The sequence below is a fragment of the Filimonas zeae genome, from assembly GCF_014641615.1.
Taxonomy (GTDB): Bacteria; Bacteroidota; Bacteroidia; order Chitinophagales; family Chitinophagaceae; genus Filimonas; species Filimonas zeae.
Genome location: NZ_BMIB01000004.1, coordinates 989,903 through 1,005,522 on the forward strand (window position 1 = coordinate 989,903; position 15,620 = coordinate 1,005,522).

Genomic DNA, 15,620 nt, shown 5'->3' on the forward strand with positions numbered 1-15,620 from the left:
AATGCCTGTTATGAACGAACAAAAATTCTGGGAACTGATAGAGAAGGCCTGGGCCGCTTTTCCTGAAGCCAATGCCCTGAGGAAAGAGACACTGATAAACAACCACAGCGAGCAGATTGATGAGTTGGCTATGGCGCTGGAAGATACGGTTACCGAACATTATTGCGGACTGCTGAACAACCTGGGCAAAGAGGAACTTGAGCAATTTATACGAATTCTGGAGCAGAAACTGCACCATATAGACCGTGCAGAAATACATGAATACACCGATGGTTCTGATGACGGCTTTTTATACTGCCGCTGCTTTATTGTTGGCATGGGAGAAACTTATTACAATATGATTGACGCCACGCCCTCTAAAGCTACTATGGATGCAGAGGCTGAGATATTTGGCTTTGCAGCCTATACCGTGTATGAAGAAAAGTTTGAAGAAGCGTTTCACCAGGGCCTTTTGCACAATATAGCAACAGGCTCTAACCCAAACGGAGGCTGGTAATGACAGACAAGGATATTACTATTGTATTGTGCATTCCTGGCAACTGGCAATTGCAGGCTGACCTTCCTGTAATACAGGATGTTGTTATAGAATGGCGCCCGCACGACCACCAGCTGGCACATGCCTTTAAGCACGCAGGCCTGCAACGTTTTTCCACAGAAGAGCTACGTGCGATAGAGAAGCATGCTTCCATTGCGTTGCTTTCCGGCAAAGGCGGCAGCCTGGCAGCAGCTGCAAAGATGATGCAGGCGGGCCTGACATTGCTAAAAGCAGGTGGACTGGGTATTAAGGTAGAAACATCCGGCAAGGCTTTTAACACACAGGCATGGGAAGAACTGGTGCATATGGATCACGACCACCGGTTTTATGAAGCCTTTGTGCTACTGGTAAAAGGTGCGGATAACAGCATCCATTCCTGTGGTATGCACAACCTGGGTTTTCGAGATACCCTTTCAGACGCAATAGGCGAGCTGATGGATACTGCTGAACTGGTAGATATATTTTGTATTTATCAGATACTGGAAGATCCGGCCATTACAGACGGCCAAACCTTTAGTACCGCACCCGACAGCGCGGTGTATACTATACGGGAAGAGCCATGTACCTTTTATACACCCGGAGACTACTTCTATAATCCTTACGGCATTCTACACCTTACGCAGGCAGACTAAATAAAAGAGCAGCTGCGTTACCGGAGCTGCTCTTTTACTATTTCTTATGATCGTTAAATTCCCATGGTCATGGTAAGTCCGGTTGCACCACCCGGCGCATAGTAGGGTGAAAATGCCATAGCCTTTCCTGATTTCTTTTTTATTCTATGCAGTTCAGGCACCAGAATACCGGAGGCAGCCCCTGCCACAAAACCTAACAATACATCTGTTCTGAAGTGGCGGCCGGATTCCATTCTGTAAAAACCCACCAGCCCCGCGGGCACTGTAGCCAGGCCGTATAAACCCAGTCTTTTCCAGCCTTTAATATTGTGATAGTCAGTATATACTTTTACGAGAAAAAAGGTAGAAGTGGTTGCAAAACCTGTATGTCCGCTAAAGAAGGAGTTACTTTTATTATCACCTACTCTTTCTTCAATAGGCACATCTTTGTTGTACAGGAAAGGCCTTGGCCTTCTGGTAGAAAACGCAGCAGCAAAATACAGGGCATTATCTACCGCATGTGAAGCAAGGTACAGAGAGAGTAATTCCATCCAGTCTTTCCGTACCTTTTTATCCAGCGCTAATATGGCCGGAGTGAAAATGGAGATATTTAAAAACAGGTCTGACTTAGACTGTGCGTTTGCATATTTGGAAGGATCGTGAAAAATAACCGGCCTGTCAAAACCATTTACATCGTTAGGGTTTAAAGCCAACACCTCATCGGTTGTCATGCTGGACACTTTTTCCAGTTTACGAAAGCCCGCGCTGGATAAAAGCACTGCCCCACCGGCAGCAGGCAGTTCCCACCAGGGATTAATTTTATACACTTTTTCGCGGGGCGCCTTTTCCGCCTTCATGGAAAAGGTAGCCGGCTGTTTAATACCTGTAGTATCAACCTGCCCAAATACAGAATACACGGATGAAATAAAAACTAAAAGGAAAGTGAACCTTTTCATAAGCGTTGGATATGCTTGTTTACTGAGGGAATACGGCTATTTGCCATTCATTTACCAACAAAGGCAAACTTACTGCAAAAACGGTATGATTTTCAAGCCCGTGAGCCGGAAAACAGGTTTTATACAATAAAGGTTGGTATTATTACAACATCTTCCGGCTTTCGTTATTCTGCCGTAAAAACATGCGGTTTACCGGCGTTAACAAACCAATAACCGTTTTTTAAGGCTTTTCTAATTATACTTGTAAAAGAATATACCAAATCAAACGTTTTATCGTTCTGTAACATTTCCCCAAATGCTGAAATACACTTTACTATCTATTTTACTATGGACAGCAGGGCACACATGTGCTCAGAGCCTGGATGTTAAAATTTTAAAGAGCATCAACGTTCGCAGCAATTACAGTCCTGTGATGACCAACATCAGCAACTCTGCCTATTTTATGGGCGCGGGTATACCGCTGGGGCTGATAGCGGCCGGACAAATGACAGGCGATATTAACCTGCGCAACAGTGGTTTAAAAGTGGCTGAAACCATAATAGTATCTTCTGTAGTTACAGAATTACTGAAAAGGGCCGCTTCGCGCAACCGGCCTGCTTTTACGCATCCGGAGCTTATTAAAGCGTATAGCCCCGGTAATGATGTTAAATCATGGCCATCCGGCCATACATCGCTGGCCTTTTCTACCGCCGCCAGCGTTTCCCTCGAATTTAAAAGATGGTATATTACCGTTCCTGCTTTTGCATGGGCTGGTTCTGTAGCGTATTCCAGAATGTACCTGGGCGCACACTACCCTTCCGATGTGCTTTGCGGTGCTATTGTAGGTACCGGAACTGCGTTTGCCACGCACTGGCTTAACAAAAAGCTTTTTCCGGCCAAACAAACCGTAAAGCCATTGCCTGCGTTTTAGCCGCGGCGCTATCTTTATATTTTATAGTCACTAAACCACTGGAAAATGTTACGTACGGTACTGTCTTTTACGCTGGCGCTTACCCTGCAAAGTATAACCACTCAAACAATAGCGCAGGATTATCCTGATATGCGCAGCAAAAGGGAAATGCTTGAAAAAATGCAGGAAAAGGATATTCAGGCCGACCTGTCTACTTTTACGATGGCAGGCGTAGACCTGGGCGTTGGCAAAAACCCACTACCTTCTTTACCGGTAACCTCTTACGGAGCCGATCATTTGTCTTTTGCAGGCGACAATATCAGCGTAAACATACAGGCGGGTACTTTTGATGCCTCTAAGCACAAAATGAATTTTGTAGAAAAGTACCTGATTAAGATAGACAATAAGGGTTACTTCGGCAATTATGGCACTGTACCCAAAACAACTATTGCATCTGTAACAGCCATTATAGGTGCTGACACGGTACAAATTCCCGCAGCAGCCATTGCCGACCTCTACAACCCATCCTTCACCTATAATGCCGCAGGAAAAAACAATATTGCAGGCGGTGTTTATTTTTCAGCCGATAAAAAGCGCATCTATATTTACCTGATGAAACAGGAAGAAGGTGGCAGCTATGAGGTAACCTGGGTAATACAGGATAAAAAATACCTGCGCCGCGTGGTAGACTTCGGCTTTCTCAGATAAGACATTTCGTCGCACAAGTAATTGATAACTAATACCAGACCGGGTATTGGCATGCTTTATGTTTGTGGTGTTGCCGAATCATAAACAACGAACCATGAAAAAATTGTTGAAACCTCTGTGCGCATTAGTTATTGTATTATTTGCTGCTGTTGCTGCCAATGCGCAGTCCAATGCTTTACGTTTAGGTATTGGCCTGAACGCCGGTATGGGTACTCAGGATCCGAACCCGTTTGTACTGGGTGGCGACCTGAGATTACAGCAGGGCTTTGGTAACAGTGTATCAGGCATCCTTACCACTGGTTACACCCATTTCTCCAAAAAAGATGGCGTTCCTTCTATAGGCATGATACCATTGAAGGCAGGTTTAAAAGTATTTCCCGCTAAGAACTTTTACTTTAACGTAGAAGCGGGTGCTGGTTTTGGCACTAAAGAGGGCACAGGCACTTCCTTTGTATGGTCGCCTGCCCTGGGCCTTGCTTTTGGAACCGGCTGGGATATCAGTGTTAAATATGAAGAGTTTACAAAATACGACTATACTAAACAAGTAGCCTTAAGGCTTGCTTATGGCTTTAAGCTGTAAAGCATTCGTGTTCGCAAAAAGTTAATAAAAGACGCTTCCTGATATTAGGGAAGCGTTTTTTATTTTTGCGCCCTTATGGCCATACGAAATGAAGCTTACAAGACCTGGAGGTTATCGGGCCCTATTATTCTGGGTGAGCTTACCCAGATAGCTTTAGGTATTATAGACAACGCTATGGTGGGTGCTATCAGCTACAAGCACCTTGCCGCCGCCTCGCTGGTAAACAGCGTAATGAATATTCCCTTTGTTCTGGGCATTGGCCTTACCATGTCAGTATCCCAAACCGTGTCTATGGCGCATGGCCGCCGTGATGGTCAAAAGGTTTCGCACTACTTATTTAATGGATTCTGGCTATGTACCATAGCTTCTGTATTAATAGCCTGCGGCCTTCATTTTGGTAGCAATATTCTTTTTCATCTGGGGCAGGACACTACAGTGGCCGCATTGGCTGTGCCATATTTGCTGGTAATGGGATGGTCTACTGTACCCATGCTGATGTTTATGGCGCTGAAGCAGTTTACAGATGGCCTGGAACTAACCCGCACTGCCATGGTACTTTCCCTGCTGGCCTTACCATTAAACATTGGCATTAACTGGTTACTGGTATATGGCAACTGGGGCTTTCCGCGGTGGGAACTGGTAGGAGCCGGCGTAGGCACTTTAATTACACGCATCGTTATTCTGATAGCACTGGCCGTGGTTATTCTTATTCACCCACGGTTTAAAAGATACATAGCAGTAAGAAAAAACCAATGGCTGCTGAAATGGTACACCGTAAAAGAACTGTTGCATATTGGCGTGCCCAGTAGTTTACAGGCAGGCATGGAATCTGGCGCGTTTGCCATTTCAGGTATTATTATAGGTACATTAGGTGCTGTACAGCAAGCCGCCCATCATGTAGCATTAAGCTGTGCCGCCTTCACCTTTATGGTATCCCTTGGCCTTGCGCAGGGTGGATCTATACGCACCAGTAACGCCTGGGGAAGAAATAACTGGAAAGAAATAGACCTTATAGGCAGAAGCACCTTGATCAGTGGTGTTTGCTATGGCATCGTCTGCGCTATTTTCTTTGTAGCCATGCGTAACACCTTACCCCTGGCATTTAATAATGATGTAGCGGTTGTAACCCTTACCGGCACGCTGATGCTATATGCCGCAGTTTTTCAGATTTCAGATGCTACACAGGCTATTGGTGTAGGTTTGTGCCGTGGTATAAAAGATGTACAGATACCTACCTTATACGTAGCGCTGGCCTACTGGGTACTGGGCATTCCCATTGGCTGCCTGATGGCTTTTACGCTGAAACTGGGTGCCGCTGGTATGTGGATTGGCTTTGTAAGCGGCCTCACGTTCTCCTCCCTCCTGCTGAACAAACGCTTTTTTAAAATGATCCGCACCAGAAGGAAGCTTGCTTAAACAGGCTTTGTAGCACGCAGCATTTCACGCTTGCCTGGCGGGCCGGGAATTTTTGCTACCGTAAAACCAGCTGCCTGCATTGCACGCCTTACATCCCCTTTGCTGCAGTAGGTAACAAGTATACCACCTGGCAGCAGCGTGTTCAGCAGTTTGGCAAAAAGTTCAGCTGTCCATAATTCCGGCTGCGCATTGGGTGCAAAAGCATCGTAATAAATTACATGAAAGCGGTTGCTCCATTGCAACAGTTGCGCGGTAGCTTCTTCTTCCTGTATTCCTGAAAATGATTGCGGCGTGGGCAGATTAAGCAAAGACTGATTGGTTTTGTGTAACTGAAAAAGCGGATGTATATCCACAGTTTCTTCCCATGCTGCTGCGTGCATTTTTGTAAACAGCGCCTCCGGGTTCCAGGCAATTGCTGATGTATTACCAGGAAGCTGTTGCGCATAATTGAGCAAAGCGGCTTCCTGTACAGACAATGGATACAATTCAAAAGAAGTATAACTAACTGGCTGTAGATGCTGCAAAGCATACTCCAGCGTCAGCAGGGCATTTAAACCGGTACCAAACCCCATTTCAAGCACATGCACCTTACTGCTGGCAGGCACTACACTTAAACCAGCCTGTATAAATACATGCATACTTTCCTGTATAGCACCATGCTTACTGTGATAGGTAACCTGCATACCAGGAATTGCTACCGTATGCGATCCGTCTGCCGTAATCTGAATCTCCCGCTCCATAAGGCTGCAAAGGTAACGCAATACGGTACGGGCAAAAAAATCCCGCAACACAGATTGCGGGACGATTTGTTTGCAGAAGTACGGACTACCGGTTAAGACCGGGTAATAATCACTTCCTCTACCGTACGTGCAGCGGTATTTACCTCAAACGACTGTACAATTCTTTTATTTTCGGCTGTTTTAATAATGAATATTGGGCTTACTGCCTCTTCTTCATTGAGTACTTTTATTTTCTTAGAAAAATTAACATCAGTAAAGCTGCCCTGAAATAACACATCTCCTCCGCCATTCTTTACCAGCAGAGTAAATTTTTCTCCTTTAGGATTGGCATATTTTACGGTAAACCACAAGCCTTCTTCTGCTACCCCCATGTATTGAACATGTGCCTTAGCAGCAGATGCTGCAATAGAATCTTTGGTATTGAATTCAGCTGCTTTTATGGCTGAAGGTGCGGCCAGCATTACTGCGGCTGCAAGGGTTACTGTTGTTACTGCTTTTTTCAAAAGCCCGTTCATAGATTGTTTTTTCATAACGAAAAAATTGTTGGTTTTAGAATAGCGGCAAAAACAACCATTGTTAACAACAAAGACAATCGGGGCAAACGAACGTTACTGCAATGGTAACAAGCAAATGTTTTGATAAGTTAGCCGGAAGGACTCCGGAAAATGCCAGCTTATGTAATTGACCGGCGAAATATTTACGACACAAAAGTACTTAATATAAACAAATAGCCGGCATGTTACACTAATTTAATAAACAAACGGTTGTTCACTATCTGTTTTTAGTATTACATGCCGGCAAAAGAGACATAGTTATTTATTCAATATCTTCCACAACTCATCTTTAAGTGTTATCAGCCCCTGGTTGGAAACAGAGGAAATAAACAGGTGTGGAATTTCCTGAGGTAGTTCAGCTGCAATAGCCTGCTTCAGTTCATCATCCAGCATATCGCTTTTGCTGATGGCAATCAGAAAGTCTTTTTGCAGTAACTCCTCGTTGTATTGTTCCAGTTCGCTCAGTAATATTTCGAATTCCTTGCGGTGATCTGCACTATCGGCCGGTATCAGAAACAGCAGGGCGGAGTTACGTTCAATGTGGCGTAAAAAGCGATGCCCCAGTCCTTTACCTTCGGCTGCGCCTTCAATAATACCTGGTAAATCGGCAATACAAAAAGATCGCCCTTCACGATATTCAACCATACCTAACTGCGGGGTAAGGGTGGTAAAGGCATAATCTGCAATTTTAGGGCGCGCAGCTGTAATTACAGACAATAAAGTGGATTTTCCGGCGTTGGGGAAACCCACCAGGCCCACATCTGCCAGCACTTTCAGTTCCAGTGTTTTCCAGCCTTCCACACCTTCTTCACCGGGTTGGGCGTGATCGGGTGCCTGATTGGTAGGTGTGGCGAAGTTGGAGTTACCCAGGCCGCCTCTGCCTCCGCGCAACCAAACCACTTCCTGCCCATCTTCCAGAATCTCTACTTCTTCCTCGCCGGTTTCTTCATCCCGGGCTATAGTGCCTAAAGGCACTTCTATAATAATATCGTTACCATCACGGCCGGTACAGTTGTTTTTACTGCCGCCTTCGCCGTTTTCAGCCAGTACGTTTTTGTAGTAGCGTAAGTGCAGCAGCGTCCATAACTGCGCATTACCACGCAGAATAATGTGTCCGCCGCGTCCGCCATCCCCACCATCGGGGCCTCCCATTGCTGTTAGCTTGTTGCGCATAAAGTGCCTGCTACCAGCGCCGCCATGACCACTACGGGCAAAAATCCTTATATAATCAATGAAATTCGTCCTTTCCATCGCGCAAATATCGGGGTAATCAATGGATTTGGCGGCTAAGCTCCTGCCATGTTTCATACAACCGCTCCTGAGGCGGCCGGTTTCCATCGGGCTGGCGTAATGGTTCGCATGGTTTCCAGTGTTGCAGCATGTCTGCCGGAAGCATCTGATACAGTTCTGTTCCGCGTGTTTTCCAGGCAATCATTTCATCACTTACTTCTTTTATTTTTTTAGCAGGATTGCCCGCAATGAGGCTGCGACGGGTATGATGCTCTCCCGCTTTAATAAAACTAAGCGCTCCCACAATGCATTCCTCTTCCAGCACAACCTCATCCATTACTACACTATTCATTCCCACCAGGCAGTTCTTCCCTATTTCTGCTCCGTGTATCACGGCTCCATGGCCAATATGCGCCGCCTCCCGCAGTAACACGGTAGCGCCCGGAAACATATGTAACGTACAGTTTTCCTGCACATTACATCCATCCTCAATAACTACCGCGCCCCAATCGCCACGTAATGCCGCACCCGGGCCTATATATACATGTTTACCAATGGTAACATTACCCGTTACCACTGCCTGCGGATGAATAAACGCCGTTTTATCAATTACAGGAATAAACCCTTTGAAAGAATAAATCATGTTAGTTTCCTTTAAATATGGCAGCACGTTTTTCAAGAAAAGCCTGAACGCCTTCCGCAAAATCGTTAGAGGCGGCCGCTTTTTGCTGTAACTCATCTTCCAATTGAAGCTGTTGCTCAAGTGTATTTTCAGCAGATGCGTTTAAAGCCAGTTTGGTATAGGCAAGGCCTAAAGTAGCCATAGCGCCGAGCTGATGCGCCAGCTGAAGCGATTTTTCAGCAAACTCCTCCTCGTCAAATACCTTATAAATCATTCCCAACCGCTCCGCCTCTGTAGCACTGATTTTATCTCCCAGCATCATCAGCGCTATTGCTTTCTGATGACCTACCAGCCTGGGTAGGAAATAAGTGCCTCCACTATCGGGAATAAGGCCGATTTTAGAAAATGCCTGCATAAATGAGGCACCGGAGGAAGCCACAACAATATCACAAGCCAGCGCAATATTGGCCCCCGCACCAGCCGCAACACCGTTAACTGCTGCCACTACAGGCTTGGGCAAATTGCGCAAACGTGTAATAATGGGATTATAATGCTCCGCTAATATTTTGGCCATTCCCGGACCATCAGGTTCTGTAACCTCTGCCAGATCCTGACCCGCAGAAAAGCCTTTACCTGCACCGGTAATGTAAATGCATCGTATAGATTTATCTGCACAGTCGTCCAGGCAGGACTGTAACGCCATTGCCATCTGACGATTAAAAGCATTGAGTTTGTCAGGGCGGTTTAATGTAATAACCGCCACTTCTTTATCCACCGAAAACAGTACCGGATCGCTCAAAGTGCAATAGTTAGAGGTGATGAAATAATACTATTTAATGACACTTGAAATAGTCAAATGGTTCGTTACAATCAGAACATTGGTATAAAGCCTTGCAGGCAGTGGAACCAAAGCGACTGATCCCCCTGGTATGAACAGACTGGCAATTGGGGCATTTTACACCACCTTCCTCCTCAAAAAGTGCAGTTTGTACTTTGTATTGAGGGGGCGCGATACCGTATGCCCGCAGGCGGCTTTTGCCACGCTCGGTTATCCAGTCTGTGGTCCATGCCGGCGACAGTACTCTTTCAACAATCACCTCCTTATATCCACTCTGCAATAACAACATTCGTATTTGCATGGCAATTACATCCATAGCCGGGCAACCACTGTAAGTAGGCGTAATGATAACAGTTACGATATCTCCTTCCAGTTCCACCTTACGCACAATACCTAAATCAGATACGGATAAAACCGGCACCTCCGGATCATAAACATTCTCCAGCAATTGCCATACTGCCTGCACGTCCGGTGATGAAAGCACTGTCATTGTAAAAATTTTGTTACCACTCACTATCGGGGTAGGCCCGCTGTAAAAACTGCATTTCTGCCAGCAGAAAGCCCAGGAGTTCTGTATGAATACCGGTTTTGCCACCAGTCTGTTGCCATTGGCGTTCCGGAACAGTTATACATGCCTCCTGAAATATCTCTGTTATTTTTTGTAGCCATGGCTGTTGTAACGACTGTATATGGGCGGCCCAGCCCTCTGCAATACCTTCTTTTTCATAAGCAACCGGTATAAACATTTCACCCGTAAAAGGCCAGAGTAGTTCCAGCGCCTGAACAAGACGCTGATGGCTTTCTTCCGTTCCATCACCCAGGCGTATTACCCACTCGGCACTCCACTTTATGTGATAAGTTACCTCCTTAAGTGCTTTGGCGGCAATTTCAGTTAACCTGGCATCTTTACATTCTGCAAGTTGCGTGTACACATAATACTGCCAGGTGCTGCAAAAGAACTGGCGCAGAATAGTTACCGCCCAATCTCCGTTCTGTTGTTCAGCCAGCAGCAGGTTTTTAAAGGCTGTTGCATCACGTAAATAGGCAAGCGTATCTTCAGTAGCAGCGGTACCAACGTTTGTTGTATTTACTATTTCAGCAGCATATTGATATAGCATTCTTGCCTGCCCAACCATATCTAAAGCAATGTTAGAAATAGCAATATCCTGCTCCAGCACCGGCCCATGCCCGCACCACTCGCTGTTACGATGCCCCAGAATCAATGCAGTATCTGCAAGATGTAAAATGTACTGAACCAGCGGACGGTGTATAGGATTTGTATGTTGGGTATTGTTATCGGTCTGCATCATTTACATATGTGTAAGTTCATCCGGTAGATTGTAAAACGTGGGATGCCGGTATACTTTATCATTAGCAGGATCATAGAGACTTCCGGCATCATCCGGATTGCTGGCATGAATATGTTGGCTTTCGACCACCCAAATGCTTACTCCTTCCATACGCCGGGTATACACATCCCGGGCATTTTCAATAGCCATGTGCGCATCAGCTGCATGCAAACTACCTACATGCTTATGATCCAGCCCTTGTTTGCTTCTGATAAACACCTCCCACAAAGGCCACGATTGTTCTATATCACGTGTATTCATCCTGTTTCTGCTTATATCAGGCCGCTGCTTCTGCCGCAGCCATCCGGTTTTTACGTTTTTCGGTATGCGCCATAGCCGCTTCGCGCACCCAGGCGCCATCGTTCCAGGCTTTCCTGCGTGCATCCAGCCTTTGTTTATTGCAAGGGCCGTTCCCGCGTATTACATTGTTGAACTCCGTCCAGTCAATAGCCCCAAAGTCATAATGCCCGCTTGCATCATTCCATTTTAACTCCTCGTCTGGCAGGGTAAAACCAAGAATCTTCACCTGCTCAGCACAGATATCCACAAACTTTTGCCGCAGTTCATCATTGGTGAAACGCTTAATTTTCCATCGCATGCTTTGTGCGGTATGTGGCGAAGCCTCATCGCCGGGGCCAAACATCATGATACTCGGCCACCACCAGCGGTTAATAGCATCCTGTGCCATATTTCGCTGCGCTTCAGTTCCTCTGGAAAGCGTGAGTAGTATTTCAAACCCCTGCCGCTGATGAAAACTCTCTTCCTTACATACACGCACCATTGCTCTTGCATAAGGACCATAACTGTTGCGGCATAAGGGTACCTGATTCATAATAGCAGCACCATCCACCAACCAGCCAATAGCCCCTACATCGGCCCAGGTAAGAGTAGGATAATTGAATATGGACGAATATTTAGCCTGACCGCTATGCAATTGCTCATACATCTGATCGCGGGTAATGCCCAGTGTTTCTGCAGCGGAATACAGATATAAACCATGACCGGCTTCATCCTGTACTTTGGCTAATAAAATGGCCTTTCTTTTAAGAGAGGGGGCACGGGTTATCCAGTTTCCTTCCGGTAACATGCCAATTATTTCACTATGGGCATGCTGGCTTATCTGCCTTATTAACGTCTGTCGGTAGGCTTCCGGCATCCAGTCTTTCGGCTCAATCCTTATTTCCTGATCAACCTTGTCCTGAAACACCTCTTCGTTGGTTAAGTTAGCCATCAGCAATCACATTTGTGTAAATATACGATTTTCCCAACGACCACTAACGAATGTTAGTTTAAAATATATCACCACCTTCCCAAATAGCAGAGGGCGAATGTTTTATAAACATTCGCCCTCTGCAACAGATATAAAAATGGTACTAGAAAATCTGTACGCCGATACCTATTTGTAACTGACGGGATTTCCAGGTATAACCTTTAGTGCTTTCAATGCCATTGATATCAGAAAGACCCAGCATGTAACGACCATAAATACGAAACTTTTCCAGTGTTAAAGTAGCACCAGCTGCAACAGCTATTTCTGACTTTTTGAAAGCCGGCTTGCTTTCTTTCAGCAAATTATCATCTTCATAAGCCAGGAGGTTGTATTGCGGGCCTGCTTCAATAGCAATTACATTGCTGATATGGTAGCGCATTAATAATGGTAAACTAATATAATGCAGCTTTATTTTTTCATCAGAGCTTGGTAAAGCCTGTAACTCATAATAACGGGACTGAAAATCGCTGGTACGCTTTAAAGAATGCATAGAATAATATAGCTCAGGAGCAAATTCCCATTTCTTACTCAACCTTACTTCAGCAAATGCACCTGCATCAATTCCTTGCTGCATAGAAGATTGAATGCCTTCTCCATCCAGTCCCGAGAAATTCATGCCCGCTTTTAAACCGAAATGAACACGTTTTTCCTTTGCCTGTGCCTTTTGTTGCGCATTGGCTCCGGCAGCAACCAGTACAATGGCAAGCATTAATAAAACCCTTTTCATGAATCAATTATTTTAAAGGTTGATGAATATACACAATACTAAACGATAGCCTAATCAGAGATTTGTTATTATAGACCATTGCGTTTTTTATATCTGCAAACATAACAGCTTGCTCTTTTACAGCCATCCAAACAAACCCGATTCTTCCATACCCAGAAAAATGCCACCGTCGCGCTCTTCTACTGCATAGGTTTTTAAATAATAACCTTCTCCTGTAGTATTGCGGCCGTTTTGCATATTAAACTTATAGCGATGTAAAGGGCAAACCACATTACCTGTTGCATCAATAAAACCATCGGCCATTATGCCACTGGCGTGCGGACACTTATACGCAAATGCATAAACCCGGCCACCAGACTGCGCCAGCGTAACCTTTTTTCCAGCTACCTCTGTTATCAGCATGTTGTTAGATTGCCAGGGAAGCTCAGTTGCTGCATCGGCCAGCTTATGCCAGTTTATTTTTTTTGCCATGATTAATAGAAGAAAGCCGTTTTGTATGGATACCTGATTTTATACATATCCCTTACGCGGGTAAGCACAAAGTCACGCAGGTTATCGAGGTTCAGCCTTTCCTTAGCAGAAACGAATATGCAGTTATTGTCTGTTGCATGTTCCCACTTTTCACGCAGCTCACGTAAAATTTCCAGCTTTACTTCGGGCTCCAGCCAGGAATCAAAGTTCTTCTCTTCATATAAATCCATCTTATTAAAGATGGTTAATATAGGCTTATCAAAAGCTTTCAGTTCCTGAAGGGTTTTGTTCACTACGCCAATATGCTCTTCATGCTGCGGGTGAGAGACATCCACCACATGCAACAGAATGTCTGCCTCGCGTACTTCATCCAGCGTGCTTTTAAAGCTCTCCACCAGGTGGTGCGGCAGTTTACGTATAAACCCTACGGTATCGCTTAACAGAAAAGGCGTGTTTTCAAACACCACTTTACGGGTGGTGGTATCCAGCGTTGCAAATAATTTGTTCTCTGCAAACACTTCACTTTTACTAAGCAGGTTCATCAGCGTACTCTTACCTACGTTAGTATACCCCACCAGCGCAACACGAATAAATTCCCCACGTTCTTTCCGTTGGGTAAAAGCCTGCTTGTCAAATTCACTCAGTCGTTTACGCAACAAAGAAATCTTATCCTTAACGATACGACGGTCAGTTTCAATCTCAGTTTCCCCCGGGCCTCTGGTTCCAATACCTCCCCCCTGACGTTCCAGGTGTTTCCACATCCCTTTCAGGCGCGGAAGCAGGTACTGGTATTGTGCCAGCTCTACCTGTACTTTTGCCTGCGCGGTACGGGCACGGCGGGCAAATATGTCAAGAATAAGGTCGCTCCTGTCTATGGTTTTAACACCCAGCTCTTTTTCAATATTAATAATCTGAGAACCTGTCAGTTCATCGTCGAATATTACCAGATCTACTCCTTTAGCCTGTACAAACAGTTTTATCTGCTCCAGTTTACCCTTGCCCACAAAAGTGCGGCTATCAGGATGGGGTAGCTTTTGAGTAAATTGTTTAATGGCAATAGCGCCCGCAGTTTCAGCCAGGAATGCCAGTTCGTCCAGGTATTCTTCTACCTGCTCATTGGTTTGTTCTTTTTGAACCAGACCAACAAGCACTGCCTTTTCCTCACTTTTTATTTGTTGTTTCTCTATCAATGACTACTGTTTTTGCAAATTTACGTGATGGGTTCCGGGGAATAAAAACAGGCTGACAGGCAAAAAAGGAAAAGCTCCATTTTAACCTGTCAGCCAGCTATATTAAATACGATGCTATAATCACGCTACTATAGGCCGCTGATAGCGATACCTATGTTGTAAGGGCGAATTTCCGGCCCCGCTCCTGATTTCAGGAAAGAAGTGATGGAATAAGAACCCACCAGAGAAACATGCCCCAGCCCCAGACGACCGGTAACGGCCAAACGGGTACTGTTGATAAAATGCTTATCGCTCTCTTTCATAATATAAGAACCGCTGTACAGGATTGCACCAGAACTGCTGATAGCATTTTTACCTTTGGTATATGCTTTCAGTAAAAGTCCCAGTTTCAATCCAATCGCCCCTTTCAGCCCTTTTCCGGTTTCCGGATTAGCTGCATACCTGATTTCTACAGGAACATCCAGGTATATTGTTGTTAACTTGAATTTCTTGTAACGGTTAGAAGATGAGTTAGAAACATCTGCAAAAGGCAAAGTAGGACCTGTTGCTTTCAGGTTTACATACTTGTCTTTAAAAAAGATGTTATCACTGCCAATACCAGCGCCAAAGCCCAGACTAAAGTTGGGGCTGTTTTTAAACGGCCGGTCGAGCATGAAATAAAAATTGAAAAACCGAGAAAATCCACCCGGTTTGGCACTATCAGGAACAGACGACCATCCGGCAACGCCGTACTGTATCATTAAATGATCGTTTGCACGATTACTTAAGTCGATCAGTTTTTTACCAGCCTTAGTGGAATCCTGTGCTTTTAACGATCCCAACGCAGCAAACGCTATGAAAGCTGCAAATACTCTTTTCATCATGCAGTTTATGTGTTAACCGGGCAAAAATAACAGAATTGAGTTCACCATAGGTTAAAAATTAGCCAAATCAA

General features: G+C 45.2%; 20 protein-coding genes. 6 read left to right on the top strand and 14 right to left on the bottom strand.

The features are described 5' to 3' along the window. Positions 1-10: 10 nt before the first annotated feature. Both IEY13_RS22530 and IEY13_RS22535 read left to right on the top strand, forming a co-directional pair. Entirely contained in the window at positions 11-496 is a 486-nt protein-coding gene (locus IEY13_RS22530; protein WP_188956482.1) for a DUF4240 domain-containing protein, read from the top strand. Continuing rightward, positions 496-1,167 carry a hypothetical protein gene (locus tag IEY13_RS22535; protein WP_188956483.1) on the top strand — a complete coding sequence of 224 codons (672 nt, stop codon included), beginning with the start codon at positions 496-498 and terminating at the stop codon, positions 1,165-1,167. Before IEY13_RS22530 ends, IEY13_RS22535 begins: the two co-directional genes overlap by 1 nt. A gap of 53 nt (positions 1,168-1,220) precedes the next feature. On the opposite strand, the gene IEY13_RS22540 is transcribed toward IEY13_RS22535, so the two are convergent. Then, positions 1,221-2,102 (bottom strand): phosphatase PAP2 family protein, encoded by an 882-nt coding sequence (locus tag IEY13_RS22540; RefSeq protein WP_188956484.1) that lies wholly within the window; start codon positions 2,100-2,102, stop codon positions 1,221-1,223. Between the two features lie 295 nt (positions 2,103-2,397). Between IEY13_RS22540 and IEY13_RS22545 the strand changes: the two genes are divergently transcribed. The 4 genes from IEY13_RS22545 (at position 2,398) to IEY13_RS22560 (ending at position 5,695) form a co-directional block, all read left to right on the top strand. Next, positions 2,398-3,012: a phosphatase PAP2 family protein gene (locus IEY13_RS22545; RefSeq protein ID WP_188956485.1), complete on the top strand. Its 615-nt coding sequence runs from the start codon at positions 2,398-2,400 to the stop codon at positions 3,010-3,012. 45 nt (positions 3,013-3,057) lie between these two features. Next, the gene (locus IEY13_RS22550; protein WP_188956486.1) at positions 3,058-3,699 is read left to right on the top strand and encodes a hypothetical protein; all 642 of its coding nucleotides are present in this window, start codon (positions 3,058-3,060) and stop codon (positions 3,697-3,699) included. A gap of 94 nt (positions 3,700-3,793) precedes the next feature. Beyond that, positions 3,794-4,279, top strand: a complete 486-nt coding sequence (locus IEY13_RS22555; protein WP_188956487.1) for a hypothetical protein — start codon at positions 3,794-3,796, stop codon at positions 4,277-4,279. Positions 4,280-4,354: 75 nt separating this feature from the next. Then, positions 4,355-5,695 carry an MATE family efflux transporter gene (locus tag IEY13_RS22560; RefSeq protein WP_188956488.1) on the top strand — a complete coding sequence of 447 codons (1,341 nt, stop codon included), beginning with the start codon at positions 4,355-4,357 and terminating at the stop codon, positions 5,693-5,695. Here the strand turns inward: IEY13_RS22560 and mnmC2 are convergent. The 13 genes from mnmC2 to IEY13_RS22625 all read right to left on the bottom strand — a co-directional run bounded on the left by mnmC2 (position 5,692) and on the right by IEY13_RS22625 (position 15,549). Continuing rightward, the gene (gene mnmC2, locus IEY13_RS22565) at positions 5,692-6,435 is read right to left on the bottom strand and encodes a tRNA (5-methylaminomethyl-2-thiouridine)(34)-methyltransferase MnmC2 (protein WP_188956490.1); all 744 of its coding nucleotides are present in this window, start codon (positions 6,433-6,435) and stop codon (positions 5,692-5,694) included. The two genes, IEY13_RS22560 and mnmC2, sit on opposite strands and share 4 nt — an antisense overlap. Before the next feature lie 92 nt (positions 6,436-6,527). Next, positions 6,528-6,965 (bottom strand): carbohydrate-binding protein, encoded by a 438-nt coding sequence (locus IEY13_RS22570; RefSeq protein ID WP_188956492.1) that lies wholly within the window; start codon positions 6,963-6,965, stop codon positions 6,528-6,530. Between the two features lie 282 nt (positions 6,966-7,247). Then, on the bottom strand, positions 7,248-8,240 hold the full coding sequence (gene obgE / locus IEY13_RS22575; protein WP_188956494.1) for a GTPase ObgE: 993 nt from the start codon (positions 8,238-8,240) through the stop codon (positions 7,248-7,250). A 19-nt stretch (positions 8,241-8,259) separates the two neighbouring features. Then, positions 8,260-8,862 carry an acyltransferase gene (locus IEY13_RS22580; RefSeq protein ID WP_188956496.1) on the bottom strand — a complete coding sequence of 201 codons (603 nt, stop codon included), beginning with the start codon at positions 8,860-8,862 and terminating at the stop codon, positions 8,260-8,262. Position 8,863: 1 nt separating this feature from the next. After that, positions 8,864-9,640, bottom strand: a complete 777-nt coding sequence (locus IEY13_RS22585; protein WP_188956498.1) for an enoyl-CoA hydratase-related protein — start codon at positions 9,638-9,640, stop codon at positions 8,864-8,866. Between the two features lie 34 nt (positions 9,641-9,674). Further along, entirely contained in the window at positions 9,675-10,169 is a 495-nt protein-coding gene (paaD, locus tag IEY13_RS22590) for a 1,2-phenylacetyl-CoA epoxidase subunit PaaD (protein WP_188956500.1), read from the bottom strand. A gap of 13 nt (positions 10,170-10,182) precedes the next feature. Next, the gene (gene paaC / locus IEY13_RS22595; protein WP_229687967.1) at positions 10,183-10,989 is read right to left on the bottom strand and encodes a 1,2-phenylacetyl-CoA epoxidase subunit PaaC; all 807 of its coding nucleotides are present in this window, start codon (positions 10,987-10,989) and stop codon (positions 10,183-10,185) included. After that, complete coding sequence (gene paaB / locus IEY13_RS22600; protein ID WP_188956502.1) at positions 10,990-11,289, bottom strand: 1,2-phenylacetyl-CoA epoxidase subunit PaaB; 300 nt, start codon at positions 11,287-11,289, stop codon at positions 10,990-10,992. A gap of 16 nt (positions 11,290-11,305) precedes the next feature. Next, positions 11,306-12,259, bottom strand: a complete 954-nt coding sequence (gene paaA / locus IEY13_RS22605; protein WP_188956504.1) for a 1,2-phenylacetyl-CoA epoxidase subunit PaaA — start codon at positions 12,257-12,259, stop codon at positions 11,306-11,308. Positions 12,260-12,401: 142 nt separating this feature from the next. Further along, positions 12,402-13,025 (bottom strand): porin family protein, encoded by a 624-nt coding sequence (locus tag IEY13_RS22610; RefSeq protein WP_188956506.1) that lies wholly within the window; start codon positions 13,023-13,025, stop codon positions 12,402-12,404. Positions 13,026-13,142: 117 nt separating this feature from the next. Next, positions 13,143-13,496: a Rieske (2Fe-2S) protein gene (locus IEY13_RS22615; RefSeq protein ID WP_229687968.1), complete on the bottom strand. Its 354-nt coding sequence runs from the start codon at positions 13,494-13,496 to the stop codon at positions 13,143-13,145. A 2-nt stretch (positions 13,497-13,498) separates the two neighbouring features. Next, positions 13,499-14,686: a GTPase HflX gene (hflX, locus tag IEY13_RS22620; protein ID WP_188956508.1), complete on the bottom strand. Its 1,188-nt coding sequence runs from the start codon at positions 14,684-14,686 to the stop codon at positions 13,499-13,501. 128 nt (positions 14,687-14,814) lie between these two features. Next, positions 14,815-15,549 carry an outer membrane beta-barrel protein gene (locus IEY13_RS22625; protein ID WP_188956510.1) on the bottom strand — a complete coding sequence of 245 codons (735 nt, stop codon included), beginning with the start codon at positions 15,547-15,549 and terminating at the stop codon, positions 14,815-14,817. Positions 15,550-15,620 lie beyond the last annotated feature (71 nt).

Coding starts and splice junctions, on each gene's coding strand:
- IEY13_RS22530 (WP_188956482.1), top strand. CDS start 11: ATGAACGAACAAAAATTCTGGGAACTGATAGAGAAGGCCTGGGCCGCT.
- IEY13_RS22535 (WP_188956483.1), top strand. CDS start 496: ATGACAGACAAGGATATTACTATTGTATTGTGCATTCCTGGCAACTGG.
- IEY13_RS22540 (WP_188956484.1), bottom strand. CDS start 2,102: ATGAAAAGGTTCACTTTCCTTTTAGTTTTTATTTCATCCGTGTATTCT.
- IEY13_RS22545 (WP_188956485.1), top strand. CDS start 2,398: ATGCTGAAATACACTTTACTATCTATTTTACTATGGACAGCAGGGCAC.
- IEY13_RS22550 (WP_188956486.1), top strand. CDS start 3,058: ATGTTACGTACGGTACTGTCTTTTACGCTGGCGCTTACCCTGCAAAGT.
- IEY13_RS22555 (WP_188956487.1), top strand. CDS start 3,794: ATGAAAAAATTGTTGAAACCTCTGTGCGCATTAGTTATTGTATTATTT.
- IEY13_RS22560 (WP_188956488.1), top strand. CDS start 4,355: ATGGCCATACGAAATGAAGCTTACAAGACCTGGAGGTTATCGGGCCCT.
- mnmC2 (WP_188956490.1), bottom strand. CDS start 6,435: ATGGAGCGGGAGATTCAGATTACGGCAGACGGATCGCATACGGTAGCA.
- IEY13_RS22570 (WP_188956492.1), bottom strand. CDS start 6,965: ATGAAAAAACAATCTATGAACGGGCTTTTGAAAAAAGCAGTAACAACA.
- obgE (WP_188956494.1), bottom strand. CDS start 8,240: ATGGAAAGGACGAATTTCATTGATTATATAAGGATTTTTGCCCGTAGT.
- IEY13_RS22580 (WP_188956496.1), bottom strand. CDS start 8,862: ATGATTTATTCTTTCAAAGGGTTTATTCCTGTAATTGATAAAACGGCG.
- paaD (WP_188956500.1), bottom strand. CDS start 10,169: ATGACAGTGCTTTCATCACCGGACGTGCAGGCAGTATGGCAATTGCTG.
- paaC (WP_229687967.1), bottom strand. CDS start 10,989: ATGATGCAGACCGATAACAATACCCAACATACAAATCCTATACACCGT.
- paaB (WP_188956502.1), bottom strand. CDS start 11,289: ATGAATACACGTGATATAGAACAATCGTGGCCTTTGTGGGAGGTGTTT.
- paaA (WP_188956504.1), bottom strand. CDS start 12,259: ATGGCTAACTTAACCAACGAAGAGGTGTTTCAGGACAAGGTTGATCAG.
- IEY13_RS22610 (WP_188956506.1), bottom strand. CDS start 13,025: ATGAAAAGGGTTTTATTAATGCTTGCCATTGTACTGGTTGCTGCCGGA.
- IEY13_RS22615 (WP_229687968.1), bottom strand. CDS start 13,496: ATGGCAAAAAAAATAAACTGGCATAAGCTGGCCGATGCAGCAACTGAG.
- IEY13_RS22625 (WP_188956510.1), bottom strand. CDS start 15,549: ATGATGAAAAGAGTATTTGCAGCTTTCATAGCGTTTGCTGCGTTGGGA.